The organism is Actinomadura coerulea (genome assembly GCF_014208105.1).
Classification (GTDB): domain Bacteria; phylum Actinomycetota; class Actinomycetes; order Streptosporangiales; family Streptosporangiaceae; genus Spirillospora; species Spirillospora coerulea.
In genome coordinates this window covers 3232252-3251233 of record NZ_JACHMQ010000001.1, presented here as the reverse complement: position 1 = coordinate 3251233, position 18982 = coordinate 3232252, and the positions used below count along the sequence as shown (strand labels likewise).

The following is an 18982-nucleotide window of genomic DNA, read 5'->3' as shown; positions in this document are numbered from 1 at the left end:
CCGGCGCGCGGGGCGCCGGTGCGGCGGCCGGGTCGTCCACCACAGGACGGGCCCGAAGGACCCGCCCTGAGGCGCGGCCCTAGCCGAGGGCGTCGGCGACGGCGTCCGCCCACAGGGCGAGCCCGTCGTCGACCTGCTCCCCGGTGACGATCAGCGGCGGGATCATCCGGACGACGTTGCCGTACGCGCCGCAGGTCAGCAGCAGCAGCCCGCGCTCGGCGGCGGCCCCGTGCGCCCGCGCCGCGGCGGCGGCGTCGGGATCGCCGTCCGGCGTGGTGAACTCGCTGGCCTGCATGAGCCCGAGCCCGCGCACGTCGCCGATCGCCGGGTGGTCGGCGGCGATCTTGCGGAGCCCGTCGTTCAGCCGCGCGCCCTGCACGGCGGAGTTGCCGACCAGGTCCTCGTCGGCGATGACCCGCAGCGTCGCGAGCGCGGCGGCGCACGAGACCGCGTTGCCCCCGTACGTGCCGCCCTGCGACCCCGGGCGGGCCTTGGCCATCAGCGCCTCCGGCGCCGCGATCGCCGACAGCGGGAACCCGCTCGCCAGGCCCTTGGCCGTGATCAGGACGTCGGGACGCGCGGCGGAGTGCTCGTGGCCCCAGAACCGGCCGGTCCGCCCGAACCCGGTCTGCACCTCGTCCATGACCAGGAGGATGCCGTGCCGGTCGGCGCGCTCGCGCAGCCCCTCCAGGAAGGCGGGCGGCGCGGGGATGTAGCCGCCCTCGCCGAGGACGGGCTCGACCACGAAGGCGGCCGTGTCGGACGCCGGGCTCGCGGTGGCGAGCAGGTAGTCGAGCTCGCGCAGCGCGAACCGCGTCGCCTCCTCCTCCGGCCACCCGTACCGGTAGGCCTGCGGGAACGGCGCGATCGCCGCGCCCGGCATGAGCGGGCCGATCCCGGCGCGGAACTTCGTGCCCGCCGTGGTGAGCGCGGCGGCGCCCATCGTCCGGCCGTGGAAGGAGCCGTGGAAGACGACGATGTTCTGCCGGCCGGTGGCGTGCCGGGCGAGCCGGATGGCCGCCTCGACCGCCTCGCTGCCGCTGTTGAGGAAGAACAGCGAGTCCAGGCCCTCGGGCAGCACCTCGCCGAGCGCCTCGGTCAGCCGCAGCAGCGGCCGGTGCATGACCGTCGTGTACTGGCCGTGGATGAGCGTGCCGACCTGCTGCTGGGCGGCCTCCACCACGCGCGGGTGGCAGTGCCCGGTGTTGGTGACGCCGATGCCCGCGGTGAAGTCCAGGTGCCGGCGGCCCTCGGCGTCGTAGAGGTAGACGCCCTCGCCGCGCTCGGCGAGGACGGGGGTGGCCTGCTTCAGCAGGGGAGACAGCATCGCCATGGCGTCCCTCCGGTAGATTGTCGACAATCTGCAATCTAGGTGGCCCCGGGTCCGTTGTCCAGGGGACCGCGGCCCGTGTGGCGGGGCCGGAAGTTATGACTCGCGGAGGCGGTGGATGGAGTCGGTCATGTGCTCCTCGATGAGGGTGAGCAGGTGCTCCTCCTCCCCGTCGCCGATCGCGTCGACGAGCCGCCGGTGCTCCTCGACGAGGTCGCCGGGCTCGGGATAGGTGTCCTGCAGCGCGTTCAGGCACATGCGCGTCTCCACCAGCAGCGTGTGCGCCATCCGCTCCAGCCGGGGGCTGCCCGACGAGCTGACCAGCACCTCGTGGAACGCCTGGTCGGCGTCGCTCATCGCGACCCGGTCGCGCTCGCGGGCGGCGGCCACGAGCGCCTCCAGCGCCTCGGTGAGCCGGGCCACGGCCTCGCCCCGGTTGCGCACCATGATCAGCCGGCAGGCCTCGCGCTCGATCGCGAGCCGGGCGAGGTAGACGTCCTCGACGTCCCCCTCGTCCAGCGTGATCACGAACAGCCCGCGGTGCGGCTCGCTGACCAGCAGCCCCTCCTGGACGAGCCGCTGCATGGCCTCGCGCAGCGGTCCGCGGCTGATGCCGAGGCGCGCGGCGAGCTCGGCCTCGCCGAGCTGCGCGCCGGGCTCCAGGGACCCGTACATGATCGCCGAGCGCAGCTCGTCCGAGACGATCTCCACCGTCGACTTTCGGGGAACAGGCTCCAGCTCACCCAGTCGGCCCATGCGCGGTTCCCTTTCGTCTTTTCAGTTCAGATATGCCATGCGTGCCGTCCCCGCAGGGGGACGGCGGCGGGGACGGAGAACAGCCGGCCCAGCCCGGTGCGCGGCGGGAGGCCCTCGGGCCCGGACGCGAGCCGCAGCCCCTCCCACACGCTCACCTGGTTGGCGGTCAGCACCGGCTTGCCGACCCGCGCCTCCAGTTTGTCGAGCCAGGCCACCGTGTGCAGCGCGGTGTCGGGCACCAGCACCGCCTCGGCGTCCGGATGGTCGTTGGCCGCGACGAACTCCAGCACCTCGTCGCGGCCGAGGGTGCCGACCTCGGCGGCGGTGACGATGCCCCGGCAGGACAGCGCCACCACCTCGATGCCGGCGTGGGCGAGGAACGCGACGAACCGCTCGGCGACGTCGGCGGGATAGGTCGCGGCGACCGCGACCCGGGTCACGCCGAGGGCCTGCGCCGCGTGCACGAACGCGAACGACGTGCTGGAGGCGGGCACGCCCGCCGCCTCGCGCACCCCCGCGACCTGCTGCGCGGCGCCGTCCCAGCCGAACACGAAGCTTCCGCTGGTGCACGCCCACACGGCGGCCTTCACGCCGAGGCCGCGCAGCGCGCGGGCGCCGTCGCCGAGCACGTCGGCGCCGCCGATGTCCAGCAGCGCGTCGACGCGGTGGGCGTCCTCGCGCATCAGCGTGTGCACGACCGGGAGGCTGACCTCCCCCAGGGCGCGCTCGATGGCGGGGTAGTCGTCCTCGGCGCTGTAGCCGGGGTAGAGGAACCCCGCGCGCAACCCGTTCTGCCGCATGTTGTCGACAATCCTACCTTTGGGGATCATGGCGGCTAGGCCGCCGTGAAGGGAGCGAGCCCGACCAGGGACTGGCCGGGACCGGACGCCGTACGGCCCATGGCGCGCAGCGCCGAGCACATCGTCACCTGGTTGGCGGTCAGCACCGGCTTGCCGATCATCTGCTCCAGCGGCGCGATGATGTCGTAGGTCGGCACGTTCGTGCAGCTGATGAAGACGGCCTCGGCCTCGGGGCAGTCCACCGCCGACACCGCCGACACGATCTCGCCGTAGCCGACCTTCCAGATGTGGCTGAGCAGCCCCAGCCCGACGGAGGACACCACATCGATGCCGTGCTCGCCGAGGAACGACACGAGCCGCTCGGTGACGGCGTCGATGTAGGGCGTGACCACCGCGATGCGGCGGGCGCCGAGCAGGCCCAGCGACTCCACCAGCGCGCCCGAGGTCGTCGTCGAGACCGGCGCGCCGGCCTGGAGCATCGACTCGTGGAGCTGCAGTTCGCCCGCCCTGCCGCGGATGAAGCTGCCCGACGCGCACGCGTAGGCGACCGTGAGCGGCTCGGGGGCCAGGACGTCGCGGGTCGCCTGCCGGACGATCGACTGGTCCGACAGTGCCGAGGCCATCTCCACCGTGACCGGGACCGGCACGTACGGCAGCCGGGTCATGAACAGCGACACGTCGTCGGGCGTCCAGCGCCACAGCTCCCGGTCGAGGGCGAAGTCGAACGGCGCGACCACCCCGATGCCGTGCTGGGCGAGCAGCTCGGGGCCGACGACCAGCGAGGGGTCGAATGTCATCTGCGCGGCCGCCACTCTAGGACTCTGCGCGCGCGTAGAGGAGGCGCTCGCCGACGCCGCCGGACCGCCACACGTCGTTGCACGCCTCGGCCATCCGGTCCAGGCCGTCGACGATCGTCGCGTAGACGTTGCCGGGGACCCAGCCGACGTCCCCGTTCAGCAGCAGGTTGTTGCGGCCGTAGAAGATCGCGAGGTCGATGACGCCGGGCAGGGCGTGGATGTTCTTCTCCTCCTTGAACTTCCGGTCGAGCATCCCGCCGGGGAAGGAGAAGTAGACGACGTCGCCCGGGATGGGGGTGACGGTGGGGTTCTCCAGGCCGACCTCCTCCTCGGAGAACCGCTCGACCATCGTGTACACCTCGTTGCGGGCGTACTTGGCGTGGTACGCCTCGCCCCCGAGCGGTAGAGCGTTCCAGACGGCCTCGCAGGTGCGCGGCGCGTCCTTCTCGAGAAGCTCGGCGACGCAGGACACGCCGCGGCGCTCCAGAGTGATGGTCATGAGCTTGGGCATGCTGACCTCCCCGTGCACAGGGGTGGGCGAGAGCGTCGCCACCCGAAGGACTCTCCATGTTCGCGGGATGACGACGTCCCCCCGCACCCCCGACGGGGGCTGTTAGAGCGCTCTGGGATCCGTCCTGGCCCTGCTGGGCACGGGTTGCGACGGTCTTGCAGCACATATCCCACTGCGGTGGCCGGGGCCGCGGTCCACCGCGTTGATTGTTGACAATCCTACGAACGGTTCCTAGCGTGTCAATGCCTCCCGCTGTTGCCTTCTCGTAAACTCCGCACACCCCGGAAGTGACGCCGATGGACCCTGCTCAGCACGCATCCGGTGGCCCGCCTGACGTGGTGGTACTGCTGGGCGACGTCGATCCGCGCGGCATGGAGGAGGCGGAGGGCCTCGCGCGGGTCCGTTACGTGCGTGAAACAGAGCTCGCGGACGCCCTTCCCGGCGCCGATGTCCTGTTCATGTGGGACTTCCTGTCCGACGCCGTGGCCGGCGCGTGGCCGGAGTCCGGCGGCCCCGGATGGGTCCACATCGCCAGTGCGGGCGTCGACCGCCTCATGTTCCCCGGGCTCATCGACAGTGACACGGTTGTCACCAACTCCCGCGGCGTCTTCGACGAGCCGATCGCCGAGTACGTCCTCGGGCTCGTGCTCGCCTTCGCCAAGGACCTGCACACCACCTTCCGGCTCCAGGGCGAGCGGCGCTGGCGGCACCGCGAGACCGAGCGGATCACCGGCGCCCGCGCGCTGGTCGTCGGCACCGGTCCGATCGGCCGCGCGATCGGCCGCCGGCTGTCGGCGGCGGGCCTGGCCGTCTCCGGCGCCGGGCGCACCGCCCGCGACGCCGACCCCGACCTCGGTGTCGTCCACCCGGTGGAGCGGCTCGGCGAGGCGCTCGCCGGCGCCGACTACGTCGTGCTCGCCGCGCCCCTCACCCCGCAGACCCGGGGCATGATCGACGCCGCGGCGCTGGAGCGGATGCGCCCGTCCGCGCGGCTGGTCAACGTCGGGCGCGGCGGCCTGGTGGCCGAGGACGACCTCGTCGAGGCGCTGCGCGCGGGCCGGATCGCGGGCGCCGCGCTCGACGTCTTCGAGGACGAGCCGCTGCCGGCGTCCTCGCCGCTGTGGGACATGCCGGGCGTCATCGTCTCCCCGCACATGTCCGGCGACGTCGTCGGCTGGCGGGACGAGCTCGTCCGCCTGTTCGCCGACAACCTCGGCCGCTACGTGTCCGGCCGCCCGCTGCGCAACGTCGTGGACAAGCGCCTCGGCTACGTGGGCTCGGAGCGGGCGGCATCACACCAGAGGGGGTAGCCATGGCCGATGCGGCCGATCTGACCGCGACCGAACTGCTCGCGGAGTACCGGGCCGGGGCGCTGTCCCCGGCCGAGGCCGCCGGGGCCGTGCTCGCCCGGATCGAGCGGGACGACCCGGAGCTCAACGCGTTCTGCCTCCTCGACGAGGAGACCACCCTCGACATGGCGCGCGCCGCGACCGAGCGGTGGCGGCGCGGCGCGACGCTCGGGCCGCTGGACGGCGTGCCGGTCTCCATCAAGGACGTCCTGCTCACCCGGGGCTGGCCGACGCTGCGCGGCTCCAGGACGATCGACCCCGCCGGCCCGTGGGCCGAGGACGCGCCGTCCGTCGCCCGGCTGCGCGAGCAGGGCGCGGTGTTCGTCGGCAAGACGACGACGCCGGAGTTCGCCTGGAAGGGCGTGACCGACAACCCGCTGACCGGCGTCACCCGCAACCCGTGGGACCCCTCCCGCACGCCGGGCGGGTCGAGCGGCGGCGCGGCGGCGGCGGTCGCGGCGGGCATGGCGCCGCTCGCCCTCGGCACCGACGGCGGCGGCTCGGTGCGCATCCCCGCCGCGTTCACCGGCACCTTCACGATCAAGCCGACCTACGGCCGCATCCCGCACTACCCGGCGAGCCCGTTCGGGACGCTCGCGCACACCGGCCCGATGACCAACACCGTCGCGGACGCGGCCCTGCTGCTCGACGCCGTCTGCGGGGCCGACGGCCGCGACTGGTCGTCGCTGCCGCCGCCGGACGTCGTGTTCACCGAGGCCGCCGGGCGGGACGACCTGACCGGCCTGCGCGTCGCGTTCAGCCCCGACCTCGGGTTCGCGGACGTCGACCCGGAGGTCGCGGCGCCGGTCGCGGCCGCCGCCGAGGTCTTCGCCGAACTCGGCGCGAAGGTCGAGCGGGCCGACCCCGGCTTCGGGGACCCGGTCGAGGCGTTCGAGGTCCTGTGGTTCGCGGGCGCGGCCAAGGTCGTCGAGCACCTGTCCCCCGAGGAGCGCGGGCTGCTCGACCCGGGCCTGCGGGAGATCTGCGAGCGGGGCGCGCGGTACTCGGCGCTGGACTACCTGACGGCGACGGCCCGCCGCATGGAGCTCGGCCGGCTGATGGGCCTGTTCCACGAGCGCTACGACCTGCTGCTCACCCCGACGACGCCGATCGCCGCGTTCGAGGCCGGCCTGGAGGTCCCGCCGGGCTCGCCGTCCCCGCGCTGGACGGGCTGGACCCCGTTCACCTACCCGTTCAACATGACCCAGCAGCCCGCGGCCAGCCTGCCGTGCGGCTTCACCTCCCGCGGCCTGCCCGTCGGCCTCCAGGTCGTCGGCGCCCGGCACGCCGACGCCCTGGTGATGGCCGCGTGCGCCGCCTACGAGCGGGCGCGGCCGTGGAGGCGGTTCACGCGAAGGTGATGACCGCGCGGCCCCGGTGGGCGCCCTGGTCCATCGCGGCGAGGACGCCGGGGGCCTCGTCCAGCGTGACGGGGGCGACCTCGGGGACGATCCCGTGCGCCACCGCGAACGCGAGGGTGTCGCGCAGGTCGTGCGGGGAGCCCGAGGGCACGCCCATCACCCGCAGCCGGCCCGCGACCAGGGCCATCGGCGGCACGCTCACGTTCTCGGCGCCCATGCCGAGGTAGAGCAGGGTGCCGTCCGGGCGCAGGCCGCCGAACGCGGCGAGCCCCGTCGCGGTGTCGGGCGCGGTGTTCACCACCAGGTCGGCCCCGCCCCACGCCCGCAGCGCCTCGGCCGGGTCCCGCTCGCCGGTCGCGACGAACAGTTCGGCGCCGAGGCCGAGCGCCTCCTTCTCGGCGCGGCGCGACCGCGACACCACGGCGACGCGGGCGCCCATCGCGGCGGCGAACCGCTGGGCCATGGTCCCGACGCCGCCGGTGCCGAGCACGGCCACCTTCGACCCGGCGACGGCGCCGGCCTGCCGGAGCCCGTTGAACGCGGTGAGGCCGGCGCACATCAGCGGCGCGCCCGCGACCGGGTCCAGGCCGTCCGGCAGCGGGGTGACGAACCCGGCGCGGCCGACGAAGTACTCGGTGTACCCGCCGTCGCGGTTGACGCCGGTGACCTGCTTCGGCGCTCCCGTGCACAGGATCTGGTCGCCGCGGGCGCACTGGTCGCAGTGGCCGCAGGAGCCGTGCAGCCACGCGGCGCCGACCGCGGTGCCGACCTCGGGCCAGGCGACGCCCTCGCCGAGCGCGGCGACGACCCCGCTGATCTCGTGGCCGGGGACGACGGGGAACGTTCCGAACGGGTAGTGGCCCCGCAGGTGGTTGACCTCGGAGAAGCACATCCCGCAGGCGGTGACCCGCACCAGGATCTCGCCGGGGCCGGGCCTGGGCTCCTCACGCTCGACGATCTCCAGCGGCCCGCCCGGGGCGGTGAGCACGGCGCTGCGCATGGCGGCGCCCCCTCTCGTGTCGCGACGGCCGACCGGCCGTCCTTAGCATCGGTATAGCGGTTACTGTACTCACGCTATATGACGTGGCATAGCGCCGCTCGGAAAGTTTTGTAACATCGTTGTTGTGACCGCTCAGAGGGACCCCGACACCCGCGACCGCATCCTGCGCGCGGCCGCGCGCCTGCTCACCGAGTCCGGCGGCGAGCCGGTCTCGACGCGGGCCGTGTGCACCGCCGCGGGGGTCGGGGCGCCGACGCTCTACCACCACTTCGGCGACAAGCGCGGACTGTTCGACGCCGTCGCCGCCCACGGGTTCGAGGAGTACCTGGCCGGCAAGCGGGCACAGGGCAGCACCGGCGACCCGGTCGAGGACCTGCGCCGGGGATGGGACCTGCACATCGAGTACGCCGTCACCCATCCGGCGTTCTACACGCTGATGTACGGGACGCCCCGCACCCCGGCCGCCGCCGGCGAGGCGTACGGCATCCTGCTGGGCCTGGTCGAGGCGGTCGCCGGCGCGGGGCGGCTCCGCGTCCCGGTCGCCACCGCCGCCCGCATGATCCACGCCGCCGGGGTCGGGGCGGCCCTCACCCTGATCGCGAGCCCGTCCGGCGGCGCCGACCGGGACGCCTCGGTCCGCACGCGCGAGGCCGTCCTCGCCGCCGTGACCTCGGAAGGCGACGGCCCGGCCGACACGCCCCTGGCGGCGCGGGCGGTGGCGCTGAAGGCGGCACTGCGGTCCGCCCCGCCGGCCCGGCTGACCGCCGCGGAGACGGCGCTGCTCGGCGAGTGGCTGGACCGCCTCGCCGACTAGTCCCGGGGGGTCCTCTTCCCGGGGCGCTTGCGGCGCTTCACGCCGACGCCGCCCCAGAACGCCAGGCCCTTCACCACGACCGTGGGCGAGCCCGGCGCGCCGGGCCCGCTCGCCCGCTGGTCGAACCCGCCCATGATCCCGAGCCCGTTGACGTGCACGGTGATGTCGTCCGGCACGATGATCTCGAACCCGCCCATGATCGCCAGGGCCCGGATCACCACCTGGCCCTCCTCGAACCGGGCCTCGCGCAGATCGATCTGCCCGCCGCCCCAGAACGCGAACGCCCTGAACAGCGGGGGCACGTTCCACACGCCCGCGCGGCGGAACCCGCTCATGATCGCGATGCCGCCGCGCCAGGACGGCGCGCCCGGCACCGGCCGCCAGTCCGCCCCGGTCGCCGGGGGAGCCGCCCGGCCCGGCGACGGCAGGTCGCGGGTGATCGGCTCGAGCTCCCCGTAGGTCTTGGCCGCGTACACCGCGTCCAGCCGCTCGTCCAACTCGTCCAGCGTCAGCCGTCCGTCGCCGGCCGCGTCCCGCAGCACCTGCGCGACCCGCTCGCGGTCGGCGTCACCGGCCCGCATCTCCGGAGCTCCGGGCGTTCCGGGATGTTCGGGGAGGTTCGTCATGCCCGCAGCCTAGACCGGTACGCCGCGCCGCGGGGTCAGGGCCCGACGGGCTCCAGGCGGACGACGACGGACTTGGACGTGGGGGTGTTGCTGATCTCCGCGGTGCTGTCGAGCGGGACCAGGACGTTCGTCTCCGGGAAGTAGGCCGCCGCGCAGCCCGGCGCGGTCGGGTAGGAGACGGCGCGGAAGGCGGGGGCGCGGCGCTCGGCGCCGTCCGGCCACTCCGAGACGAGGTCGACGGCCGCGCCGTCGGCGATGCCGAGCCGGTCCAGGTCGGCGGGGTTGACGAGCACGACGCGGCGTCCCGCCTTGATGCCCCGGTAGCGGTCGTCGAGCCCGTAGACGGTGGTGTTGTACTGGTCGTGGCTGCGGAGGGTCTGCAGCAGCAGCCGCCCCTCGGGGACCCGCAGGACCTCCAGTTCGTTCACCGTGAGGTTGGCCTTGCCGGTCGCCGTCGGGAACCTGCGCTCGTCGCGGGGAGCGTGGGGGAGGGTGAAGCCGCCGGGCTCGCGGAGGCGGGCGTTGAAGTCCTCGAAGCCCGGGACGACCCGGGAGACGTGGTCGCGGATCACGTCGTAGTCGCGCTCCATCGCCTCCCAGCCGATGTCCGAGCCGGGCAGCGCGGCCCGCGCGAGCCGGCAGACGATCGACACCTCCGACAGCAGGTGCCCCGAGGCCGGCGCGAGGCGGCCGCGGGAGGCGTGCACCATGCCCATGGAGTCCTCGACGGAGACGATCTGCGGTCCCGTCCCGCGCACGTCGCGCTCGGTGCGGCCGAGCGTCGGGAGGATCAGCGCGACCTCGCCGGTCACCGCGTGCGACCGGTTGAGCTTGGTCGACACCTGCGCGGTCAGCCGGCAGCGGCGCAGGGCCGCCTCCGTCACCGCGGAGTCGGGGGTGGCGCGGACGAAGTTGCCGCCCATGCCGAGGAACACCTTCGCCCTGCCGTCGCGCATGGCGCGGATCGCCCCGACGGTGTCCAGGCCGGGCTCGCGGGGCGGCTCGAACCCGAACTCGGCGGCGAGGGCGTCCAGGAAGGCGGGCTTCGGCCGCTCCCAGATGCCCATCGTCCGGTCGCCCTGCACGTTGGAGTGGCCGCGCACCGGGCAGACGCCCGCGCCGGGCCGGCCGATGTTGCCGCGCAGCAGCAGGAAGTTGACGATCTCGCGGATCGTCGGCACGGAGTTGCGGTGCTGGGTGAGGCCCATCGCCCAGCAGACGACGATCCGCTCGGCGGCGAGGACGTCGCCCAGCGTCGCGGCGATCTGCTCGCGGGTGAGGCCGGTCGCCTCCAGGACGTCGTCCCAGTCCAGGCCGAGGGCGTGCTCGCGGAACGCCTCGAAGCCGTGCGCGTGGGCGTCGAGGAACTCCCGGTCGAGGGCTCCGGGCGCGTCCGACTCCAGCAGCATCCGGTTGAGCGCCTGGAACAGCGCGAGATCGCCGTTCAGCCGGATCTGCAGGAACCGGTCGGCCAGCACCGTGCCCCGCCCGGCCATCCCCGAGGCGCGCTGCGGGTTCCTGAACCGCATCAGCCCCGCCTCGGGCAGCGGGTTGACGGCGATGACGCGGGCGCCCTCCTTCTTCGCCCGCTCCAGCGCCGACAGCATCCGCGGGTGGTTCGTCCCCGGGTTCTGGCCGACGACGAAGATCAGGTCGGCCCGGTAGAGGTCCTCCAGGAGCACCGAGCCCTTGCCGATGCCGATCGTCTCGGTCAGCGCGGACCCGGACGACTCGTGGCACATGTTGCTGCAGTCGGGCATGTTGTTCGTGCCGAACGCCCGCGCGAACAGCTGGTAGGCGAAGGCGGCCTCGTTGCTCGTGCGCCCGGAGGTGTAGAAGACGGCCTCGTCCGGCGAGTCCAGGGCGTCGAGCTCGGACGCCAGCAGGCCGAACGCCTCGTCCCACGACACCGGCTCGTAGTGCCCGGACCCGGCGCGCTTCACCATCGGCTCGGTCAGCCGCCCCTGCTGCCCCAGCCAGTGGTCGGACCGCCCGGCCAGCTCCTCGACGCCGTGCTCGGCGAAGAACTCCCGGGTCACGCGGCGCGCCGTGGCCTCCTCCGCGACGGCCTTCGCGCCGTTCTCGCAGAACTCGGCGGCGTGCCGGTGGTCGCCCTCCGGCCAGGCGCACCCCGGGCAGTCGAACCCCTGCTTCTGGTTGACGCGCAGCAGCGTCAGCGCCGTCCGCCGCACGCCCATCTCCGCTCGGGCGTGGCGCAGCGCGGCCGTGACGCCGGGAACGCCCGCCGCCCAGGTCTTCGGCTCCGAGACCTCCAGACCGGCGTCGTCGAAGTCACCGGCGGGCGCCTTGCGCGTCATAGGGCACATCCTCGTGGTCGTCCGACATCCCCACTGTCGCACGCCGGCGCCGGTCCGGCGCGCTACTGGGGCGGGCCTTCCGCCAGGTGGACCGTCCCCGCCATCCGGTCGCCCCGGCTCGTCGTCCACTCGATCCGGACGGCGTCGCCCGGATGGCGGGCCAGCATCAGGTCCGTGAGGGTGGACGGGGCGTCGACCGCCGTGTCGCCGAAGGCGACGATGACGCCCCCGACCGGGACGCCGGCGGCCTCGGCGGGGGAGCCGGGCACGAGCTCGGCGACCAGCGCGCCGGGGGAGCGGCCGTTCGGGCGGACCTTGACTCCGAGCATCGCGGTGCGGCCGATGTGCACGGTCGAGGACGCCTCGCCGCGCTGGATCTGCCGGGCGATCTCCAGCGCCCGGTCGGACGGGATCGCGTATCCCCGGTGGTCCCCGCGCCTCTCGGCGCCCTTCACCGAGAACCCGGTGGACGCCGCGGTGTTGATGCCGATGACCTTGCCGGAGGTGTCCAGCAGAGGCCCGCCGGAGTCGCCCGGACGGATCGGCGCGTTCGTCTCGATCAGGCCGGTGAGCCGCTCGGAGGTGCCGTTGCTGTCGTCGCGCGCGGTGACCGACTGCTCCAGCGCGGTGACCTTGCCGGTGACGACCGTGGGCGTGCCGCCCTTGCCGCCCGCGTTGCCGACGGCGGTGACCGGGTCGCCGACCGCGACGCCGCCCGCGGAGGCGAACGCGGCGGTCCTCAGCCGGGTCGCGCCGGACAGCCGGATCACCGCGATGTCTCCCGTCCGGTCGTAGCCCACGACCTCCGCCCTGTAGCCGCGCCGGTCGTCGACGTCGGTCCCCTTGATCGCGGTGGCGCCCTGGATGACGTGGTTGTTGGTCAGCACGAGGCCGGACGCGGTGAGCACGATGCCCGTCCCGGCGGCGCGGGTGCCGTTCAGCGTCTGCTCGGTCTCGATGTTGACCACGCCCGGCCGCCGCCCGCTGGGCTTGGCGTGCTTGTGGCGGGTCGCCGTGGTCGGCGGCGGCACGTCCTGCGGGCCTTCGCTCTCCACGACCCGGCAGCCGGGGGCGAGGAGGGCCAGGAGCGCCACCAGCAGCAGCAGGACCACGGCGCGGGCGCGGGGGCGCCTGGAGTCCTCGCTCACCTGGATGCCTCCTCCCGCAGGTTCCTCCCATGATTCCCGATTCCGTGGGATTAGACCGAAAGGAGAGGCGGCAATGCGGCGCGGGTCAGCGGGTGAAATAGCGGCGGGGGTTGTCCACCAGCATCTGGTCGAGCTGCGCGTCGGAGACGCCGGCTGCGCGCAGGGCGGGCAGGACGTCCTCGCTGATGTGCCGGTAGTTCCAGTTCGGCTGCATCGCGGGCACCGTCGCCGGGTCGGGGCCGAACCAGTCCATGAAGCAGGACGCGTCGTGGCTGAGGACCATCCGGTCGGCGTACCCCCGCTCGCACAGGGCTGCGACGGTCGCGACCCGCTGCGCGGTCGGGTTGAGGATGTCGAGGCCGAAGCGGTCCATGCCGAGGATCGCGCCGGTGTCGGCCAGCTCCATCAGGTAGTCCAGGTCGTTGCTGTCGCCCGCGTGCCCCACGACGACCTTGGCGAGGTCCACGCCCTCCTCGCCGAGCAGGCCCACGACCGTCCGGCCCGCGTGGATCGAGCTCTCGGTGTGCACCGTGACCGGCGCGCCCGTCTCCCGGTGCGCCGCGGCGACGGCCCGCAGCACTCGCTCGACGCCGGGCGTGAGGCCGGGGGCGTCCACGGCGCACTTGAGGAACGCGGCCTTGACCCCCGTCCCGGCGATGCCCTCGGTCAGGTCGCGGGTGAAGTCGGCGATCATGGGGTCGGGGCCCACGTCCACCATCGTGCCGGGGCCCCGGTGGTGGAACTGGAACGGCACGTCGTTGTAGGTGTAGATGCCCGTCGCCACGATGATGTTGAGCTCCGGCACCTGCTCGTTGATCCGCTGGATCCGCGGGATGTACCGGCCGAGCCCCCACACCGTGGGGTCGGCGATGGTGGTGACGCCGAGACCGGCCAGCTCGCGCAGCTTGCCGACCGCGTCGGCGACCTTCTCCTCCTCGTCCCACCAGTCGCCCGCGCCGTGGTTCTGGACGTACTCGGCGCCGAGCACGAAGACGTGCTCGTGCATCAGCGTGCGCCCGAGGGCGGCGGCGTCGACGGGACCGCGGACGGTCTCAACTGCGGGCATCGGTTCTCCTGCGGTGCGCGGTGAAGCTGGGGGTGCGAAACCGCCCCGGGGGCATACCGACCGGTCGGTTTCTGGCAAGCTAGAGCGCGGGACGCGCCGGAGTCAATGCGGCGCGCGAAGGAGGTGCCCAGGTGGCCCAGTCCGAGCCGGAGCCCGGCCCCGCGCCGGAGTCGGCGGCGCCCGTCCGGCAGAGCGCGGTCGAGCGGCGGATCCTGGACGCGGCGCTGCGGCTGTTCGCCGAGCGCGGCTTCGACGGGACGCCCGTGCAGAGCGTCGTGGAGGCCGCCGAGGTCACCAAGGGCGCTCTGTACCACTACTTCGACTCCAAGGACGACCTGCTCTACGAGATCTACCACTCGCTGATCGCCCGCCAGCTCGCCGACCTCGGCGCGGTGCTGGCGCGGGGGCTGCCGCCGCGCGAGGCCGTCCACGCGGTGCTGACCGGGCTGATCCGCAGCACCGCCGAGCACATCGACGAGGCCAAGGTGTTCGCCCGCGAGATGCACCGGCTGGACCACGCCCGGATGCGCTCGGTCCGCGCCGACCGCCGCCGCTACCACGTGACGTTCCGGGGCCTCATCGAGCAGGGCCAGCGGGACGGAGTGTTCGGCACCGGGACCCCCGCCGAGACGATCACGATCGTCGCGCTCGGCATGGTCAACCAGATGCCGTCCTGGTACCGCGCGGACGGCCCCAAGCCCGCCGCCCGGCTCGCCGACGAGGTCGCCGGGTTCATCCTCGGCGCCCTGGACCGGCCCGCCGACTGAGGGCGCCCGGCGGGGACGCGGTCTCAGCGGGGCGCCGCGGCCTGCGGGGCCTGGCCGCCGGCCGCGGCGGCGGCCGCGGCCAGCACCGGCCTCCGGCCGGCCGGAGGGGGCTTGGACAGCTCGGAGCCGGCGGAGGCGGCCGCCTGGGTCATGGGGGGTCTCCAGCGGGGCGGGGGAGGCTCAGACGGTGGTGATGACCTGGGCGGAGTCGAGGCGCGGGTTGCGGGGGCGGAAGGCGTCCGGGGCGGGCCTTCCGGCGTTGATCACGGCGATGGGGTGGACGTTGCCCTTCGGACGGGTGTCGTTCCGCAAGGGTCAATGCGATGACGGTCCGTTATCTTTCACGTCAGGAAGTGGGGTGGGTCACACCTGGAGGGGCGGCCGCGGGGCGACCGGTCAGAACGGGAGGCGTTCGGCCGCCGCGACGAGCGCGCCCGCGATGGTGGCGGCGGTCAGGACCGACACCCCGGACAGCACGGCCCAGCGCCCCACCTGGTACCCGGCGGGGACGCGGCCGGAGTCGCGGCCGCGCACCGGCCACGGGGCGCGCAGCGGCGCCGTCCCCGGCGGCTCCGGCGGCACGTCGGCGGGCGCGCGGGCGCCGTCCGGGGAGGCCGCGGCGGGCAGCCCGGTCACCCAGCCGAGCAGGTCGGCGACGGCGCCGGGCTCGGTGTCGAGGCCGGAGGCGAAGTACCGCACCTGGGCGGCGACCTGGTCGAGCGCGCGCACGGTGTTGCCCAGGCCGACGCGGTCGAGCCACTCGCGCGGGCCTGCGTCCGGGTCCAGGCCGCGGCCGATCTCCGTGCGCAGCAGGAGGTCGGTCTTGGTGACGACGACGGCGACGCGCTTCTGCCGCCCCTGGTCGGGGCGCGAGCGCAGCTCGTTCAGCACCCGCTGGAGGGTGTCGGCCGGGTCCTCCTCCGACGAGGCGGCGGCCTCGTCGACGAGCTCCCTCTCGTCCCCGGTCAGCGACCGGCGGAGCTGCGGGAGCGCGAACGGGTCCACGACGAACAGCAGCGCCTCGCTGTGGTCCAGGTAGCGCAGCGACTCGACCTCCGTCGCGCCCGTGTAGTGCTCGCCCGCGGGGTCGAACAGGTAGAGGATGCGCCGCGCGCGGCCAGGCAGCTCCACGTCCACCATGGTGGCCAGGGGCAGCTCCGGGCCGGTCTTGGCGAGGCGCCCGCCGCGCTGGAACTCGCGTATCGCGCCCGCGTACGCCTGCGCGTGGCGCTGCTCGACGAACGACAGCCGCCCGTGGACCGCGCGGGCCCGCGCGTGCAGGGCCCGGATGCCGAGGACCATGAACGTGGTCTTGCCGGCGGCCGGCCCGCCCACGAACGGCAGGGGCTCCACGCGGACGCGCCCGATGCGTTCGGGCAGCCGCCCGCCGCAGTGCGGGCAGTACGCGGCCAGGCGGAAGCGCCCGAGGGGGACGGTCGTGGGAAGACGAGCCCCGCACCGGCACACGTGCCGGAACGCGCCGCCCGCCCCCGGCGACAGGCGCCGGTGTCGGGCGCCGCAGCTCGGGCACGCGTACTCCGGCAGCCCGATCCGCTCGTAGCAGAAGGGGTGCGGGCACGTCTGCAGGATGCGGGCGTACCCCATGAAGACGCGCTCGACCGCCGCCAGGACCAGCACGCACGCCAGCCACGACGCCAGCCCGACGGCGGCGACCAGCCCGTACAGGATCGTCAGCGCGAGGACGAACACCGCCGCGGGAACGGCGGCGGCGACGATGCCCGCGCAGAGGGCCAGCCAGACCGGGAAGACGAAGAAGCCCCACGGGCCGCCGAGGAGCGTCCGGGTCAGCCTCAGCACGACGCCCCGGGCCGTCCGGTACACCTGCGGGGCGACCGTGCGGCTGATCGTCCACCAGTCGCGCCACACCTGGCCGAGCAGGTAGTGGCGGTAGGCGACGGCGGGCTCGGCGACCGGCGAGGGCCCCTCCAGCGTGGACGGCGCGAGCGTCCGGCACGCGTGCAGGCAGTAGACGGCGAGCGCGGCGGCCCCGGCGACGACCAGCGTCGCGGCGAACAGCACGGGGAACACGTACATGAACCCGAGCCACATGGCGCCCACCCACACGGCGATCAGCAGCAGCACGATGGCGGGGTTCACGGCGCGCCCTCCGCGAGAAGGGCCCGCAGCTCGGCCCGCAGCTCGGGGCGGCGCGCCAGATGGGAGTCGAGCTGCCTGGCCGCGAGCCACCGCCGGGCCGCCGCCCGCGCCCACGCCTCCAGGGACGGCTCGGCCGCGCCGTGCCCGCGCAGCCGCAGCACCACCTCGACCAGCTCGTTGCGCCGCTCGACCTCGCCGCCGCGCAGCGGCGACCGGCCGGCGCGGACGCGGCCGGGCAGCTCTCCGGTCCACCGCTCGGCGAGCCGCGCCCGCACGGGGGCGGGCGCGGCCGCCAGCAGCTCCGCCCGGAACGCGGGCGGCCGCAGGGACAGCCGCCGCGCCGCGTCGGCGAACGCCTCGCGGGCGAGGCGGCCGGTGGCGGCGTCGTCCTCGGCCAGGCGCTCCAGCGCCCGCGCCGCCCGCGGCGGGCCCGCGGTGATGGCCGTCCCGTACGCCTGGACGAGGGCGGCGTCGCGCCCGGCGCGCCCGTCCGGCATGAGCTCGCGGACCCGCTCGGCGAGCCGCAGCGTCGCCGGGTCCGCGAGCCCGTCGCCGCCGAGGGACACCAGCCGCGCGAAGACCCGGCACGGCAGTTCCGCCAGCGCGGCGGGGGGCGGCGCGGACCCGCAGGCGTCCAGCAGGTCGAGGCACGCGGCGGCGGACGGGGGCGTCGCCCACACCGCCCGGAGCGCGCCGCCGGCGTCCGCGGAGTCGCCGCCGTCCAGGCGCAGCAGTTCGCCCGTCACCGCGATCCGGCGGCCGGGATGCCTCCGCCCGACCGACGCCAGCACCGCGACCGCGACCGCGGGCGCGGCGCGGAGCCGTCCGGCGTGCTCGTAGAGCAGGTCGCAGGTCTCGGGGGTGAGGGCGGCCGCCCGGTCCCCGGATCCGGCGAGCCCGGCGACGATCCCGTCCAGCAGCGCGTCCCGCAGCGCCGCCGGGCAGCCGGCGAGCGCGCCCCGCACATCGTCGAGGCCGCGCCGGACGCAGCGCGCCGCCGACGCCGTCACCTCGCCGGGGTCGGCCGGAACCCCGGCCCGCTCCGCCACGCCGGCCGCCTCCGCGACCTCCGCCAGGCGGGACGCCCTCGCGAGCCTCTTGGAGACCAGCTCGCCGACGCGCAGCGCGCACCGGGGGGCGAGGTCCGCCGCCCCGGCCGCCCGCGCCCGCTCGTGCACGACGAGGGCGAGGTCGAGGCCCATCGACGGGACGCCCGGCGCGAGGTCGCGCCACACCCAGTCGGGGATGGCGGCCCCGCGCCGCGCCAGCAGCTCCGCCGCCGCGTCCTGCTCGTCCGGTGTGACGCCCGCGTCGCCCCGGCACAGTGCCAGCAGCGCGGCGGCGCCCTCCCGCGCGGGGTCGTCCGGCGGCGCCAGCTCGGCGAGGGCGTCCAGGCCGCCGAAGTCGCGGGCCCGCCAGCAGCGGGCGACGGTCCTGGCGAAGCGGCCGGCCCGGCCGTCCGGGACGCCGTCGCGGAGGTCGAACGCGGACACGTGCGAGGCGTGGTTCTGGGCGGTCGCCCAGACGGCGGGCGTCGTGCCGACCAGGCGCTGCGCGGCGCCGTCCGGATCGGCGGTGTAGGTGACGAACGACAGCCGGGCCGCCGCCGGGACCGGCAGCGAGTACGACACGACCGCGATCCAGCGGGCGATCGCCTCCACGTCGTCGGCCACAAGGACGACCCGCCCGTGGCCCTGGGCCAGCACGCCCGCGACGGCGTCCACCAGGCGGGCGAGCAGCGCGTAGGGGTCGCCGGGCCCGGCGGAGGCGAGCCACCCGGCGAGGGCCTCCGGGGCGAGCGCGGAGCCCGGCGTCAGCTCCTCCAGCGGGTCGAGGACGGCCCCGGGCGAGGGCAGCGGGGTCCAGTGCGCGGCCTGCCACAGCTCGGCGGGCCGCAGCCCCTCCAGCTCCTCCGGCTCGGCCACCACCGCGTGCGCGAAGAAGTTGCCGTAGCGGCCCGAGTAGTCGCGGCCGAGGTAGCGGCACCGCAGCAGCAGGGGGCGGCCGTCTATTTCGTCGTACAGCAGCGAGACGGGGAACAGGTCCAGCTCGGCGTCGCCCGGCGACAGCGGGGCGTCCGGCGGCGGGCGGTACGACAGGTACGGCGTGACCGCGGCCCGCGTCCCCTCCGGCAGCCCGGGCGTCTCGGCGACGAACTGGAACCCGGCCCGGCCGGCGGGCCCGCTCCGGGCGGAGGTGTAGTGCAGCTGCCAGGCCACCG

Annotated in this window: 18 protein-coding genes; 4 read left to right on the top strand and 14 right to left on the bottom strand. The window is 75.0% G+C overall.

The window, feature by feature from the left end; genetic code table 11:
- Positions 1 to 79 precede the first annotated feature (79 nt).
- From BKA00_RS14910 to BKA00_RS14890, 5 genes are all read right to left on the bottom strand, one after another.
- A complete protein-coding gene (locus BKA00_RS14910) occupies positions 80 to 1333 on the bottom strand; it encodes an aspartate aminotransferase family protein (RefSeq protein ID WP_185025511.1) in 1254 nt (417 codons plus the stop codon).
- Positions 1334 to 1426: 93 nt separating this feature from the next.
- Entirely contained in the window at positions 1427 to 2086 is a 660-nt protein-coding gene (locus BKA00_RS14905) for a GntR family transcriptional regulator (RefSeq protein ID WP_185025509.1), read from the bottom strand.
- Positions 2087 to 2112: 26 nt separating this feature from the next.
- On the bottom strand, positions 2113 to 2886 hold the full coding sequence (locus tag BKA00_RS14900; protein WP_185025507.1) for a maleate cis-trans isomerase family protein: 774 nt from the start codon (positions 2884 to 2886) through the stop codon (positions 2113 to 2115).
- Positions 2887 to 2921: 35 nt separating this feature from the next.
- Positions 2922 to 3683: a maleate cis-trans isomerase family protein gene (locus BKA00_RS14895; protein ID WP_185034241.1), complete on the bottom strand. Its 762-nt coding sequence runs from the start codon at positions 3681 to 3683 to the stop codon at positions 2922 to 2924.
- Between the two features lie 16 nt (positions 3684 to 3699).
- Entirely contained in the window at positions 3700 to 4182 is a 483-nt protein-coding gene (locus BKA00_RS14890; protein ID WP_221493891.1) for a DUF3830 family protein, read from the bottom strand.
- Positions 4183 to 4490: 308 nt separating this feature from the next.
- Between BKA00_RS14890 and BKA00_RS14885 the strand changes: the two genes are divergently transcribed.
- Positions 4491 to 5504 (top strand): D-2-hydroxyacid dehydrogenase, encoded by a 1014-nt coding sequence (locus BKA00_RS14885; RefSeq protein WP_185025503.1) that lies wholly within the window; start codon positions 4491 to 4493, stop codon positions 5502 to 5504.
- 2 nt (positions 5505 to 5506) lie between these two features.
- Positions 5507 to 6904, top strand: coding sequence for an amidase (locus BKA00_RS14880; protein WP_185025501.1), 1398 nt, complete (start codon positions 5507 to 5509; stop codon positions 6902 to 6904).
- Here the strand turns inward: BKA00_RS14880 and BKA00_RS14875 are convergent.
- Positions 6891 to 7904, bottom strand: coding sequence for an alcohol dehydrogenase catalytic domain-containing protein (locus BKA00_RS14875; RefSeq protein WP_185025499.1), 1014 nt, complete (start codon positions 7902 to 7904; stop codon positions 6891 to 6893). The two genes, BKA00_RS14880 and BKA00_RS14875, sit on opposite strands and share 14 nt — an antisense overlap.
- Before the next feature lie 124 nt (positions 7905 to 8028).
- Between BKA00_RS14875 and BKA00_RS14870 the strand changes: the two genes are divergently transcribed.
- The gene (locus BKA00_RS14870; RefSeq protein WP_185025496.1) at positions 8029 to 8718 is read left to right on the top strand and encodes a TetR/AcrR family transcriptional regulator; all 690 of its coding nucleotides are present in this window, start codon (positions 8029 to 8031) and stop codon (positions 8716 to 8718) included.
- On the opposite strand, the gene BKA00_RS14865 is transcribed toward BKA00_RS14870, so the two are convergent.
- The 4 genes from BKA00_RS14865 to BKA00_RS14850 all read right to left on the bottom strand — a co-directional run bounded on the left by BKA00_RS14865 (position 8715) and on the right by BKA00_RS14850 (position 13876).
- Positions 8715 to 9344, bottom strand: coding sequence for a DUF1707 SHOCT-like domain-containing protein (locus BKA00_RS14865; protein ID WP_230299268.1), 630 nt, complete (start codon positions 9342 to 9344; stop codon positions 8715 to 8717). The two genes, BKA00_RS14870 and BKA00_RS14865, sit on opposite strands and share 4 nt — an antisense overlap.
- Positions 9345 to 9379: 35 nt before the next feature.
- Positions 9380 to 11662 carry an FdhF/YdeP family oxidoreductase gene (locus tag BKA00_RS14860; protein ID WP_185025494.1) on the bottom strand — a complete coding sequence of 761 codons (2283 nt, stop codon included), beginning with the start codon at positions 11660 to 11662 and terminating at the stop codon, positions 9380 to 9382.
- Between the two features lie 62 nt (positions 11663 to 11724).
- Positions 11725 to 12810, bottom strand: coding sequence for a S1C family serine protease (locus BKA00_RS14855; protein ID WP_230299267.1), 1086 nt, complete (start codon positions 12808 to 12810; stop codon positions 11725 to 11727).
- Positions 12811 to 12895: 85 nt separating this feature from the next.
- The gene (locus BKA00_RS14850) at positions 12896 to 13876 is read right to left on the bottom strand and encodes a phosphotriesterase family protein (RefSeq protein WP_185025492.1); all 981 of its coding nucleotides are present in this window, start codon (positions 13874 to 13876) and stop codon (positions 12896 to 12898) included.
- 131 nt (positions 13877 to 14007) lie between these two features.
- Between BKA00_RS14850 and BKA00_RS14845 the strand changes: the two genes are divergently transcribed.
- Positions 14008 to 14643 (top strand): TetR/AcrR family transcriptional regulator, encoded by a 636-nt coding sequence (locus BKA00_RS14845; protein ID WP_185025490.1) that lies wholly within the window; start codon positions 14008 to 14010, stop codon positions 14641 to 14643.
- Between the two features lie 23 nt (positions 14644 to 14666).
- On the opposite strand, the gene BKA00_RS39870 is transcribed toward BKA00_RS14845, so the two are convergent.
- The 4 genes from BKA00_RS39870 to BKA00_RS39860 all read right to left on the bottom strand — a co-directional run bounded on the left by BKA00_RS39870 (position 14667) and on the right by BKA00_RS39860 (position 18980).
- A complete protein-coding gene (locus tag BKA00_RS39870) occupies positions 14667 to 14795 on the bottom strand; it encodes a hypothetical protein (RefSeq protein WP_268248256.1) in 129 nt (42 codons plus the stop codon).
- A gap of 28 nt (positions 14796 to 14823) precedes the next feature.
- The gene (locus BKA00_RS39865; protein WP_268248255.1) at positions 14824 to 14955 is read right to left on the bottom strand and encodes a hypothetical protein; all 132 of its coding nucleotides are present in this window, start codon (positions 14953 to 14955) and stop codon (positions 14824 to 14826) included.
- A gap of 84 nt (positions 14956 to 15039) precedes the next feature.
- Complete coding sequence (locus BKA00_RS14840) at positions 15040 to 16761, bottom strand: TRAFAC clade GTPase domain-containing protein (RefSeq protein ID WP_185025489.1); 1722 nt, start codon at positions 16759 to 16761, stop codon at positions 15040 to 15042.
- Positions 16758 to 18980 carry a GAP1-N2 domain-containing protein gene (locus BKA00_RS39860; protein WP_185025487.1) on the bottom strand — a complete coding sequence of 741 codons (2223 nt, stop codon included), beginning with the start codon at positions 18978 to 18980 and terminating at the stop codon, positions 16758 to 16760. The genes BKA00_RS14840 and BKA00_RS39860 overlap by 4 nt, the downstream gene beginning before the upstream one ends.
- Positions 18981 to 18982 lie beyond the last annotated feature (2 nt).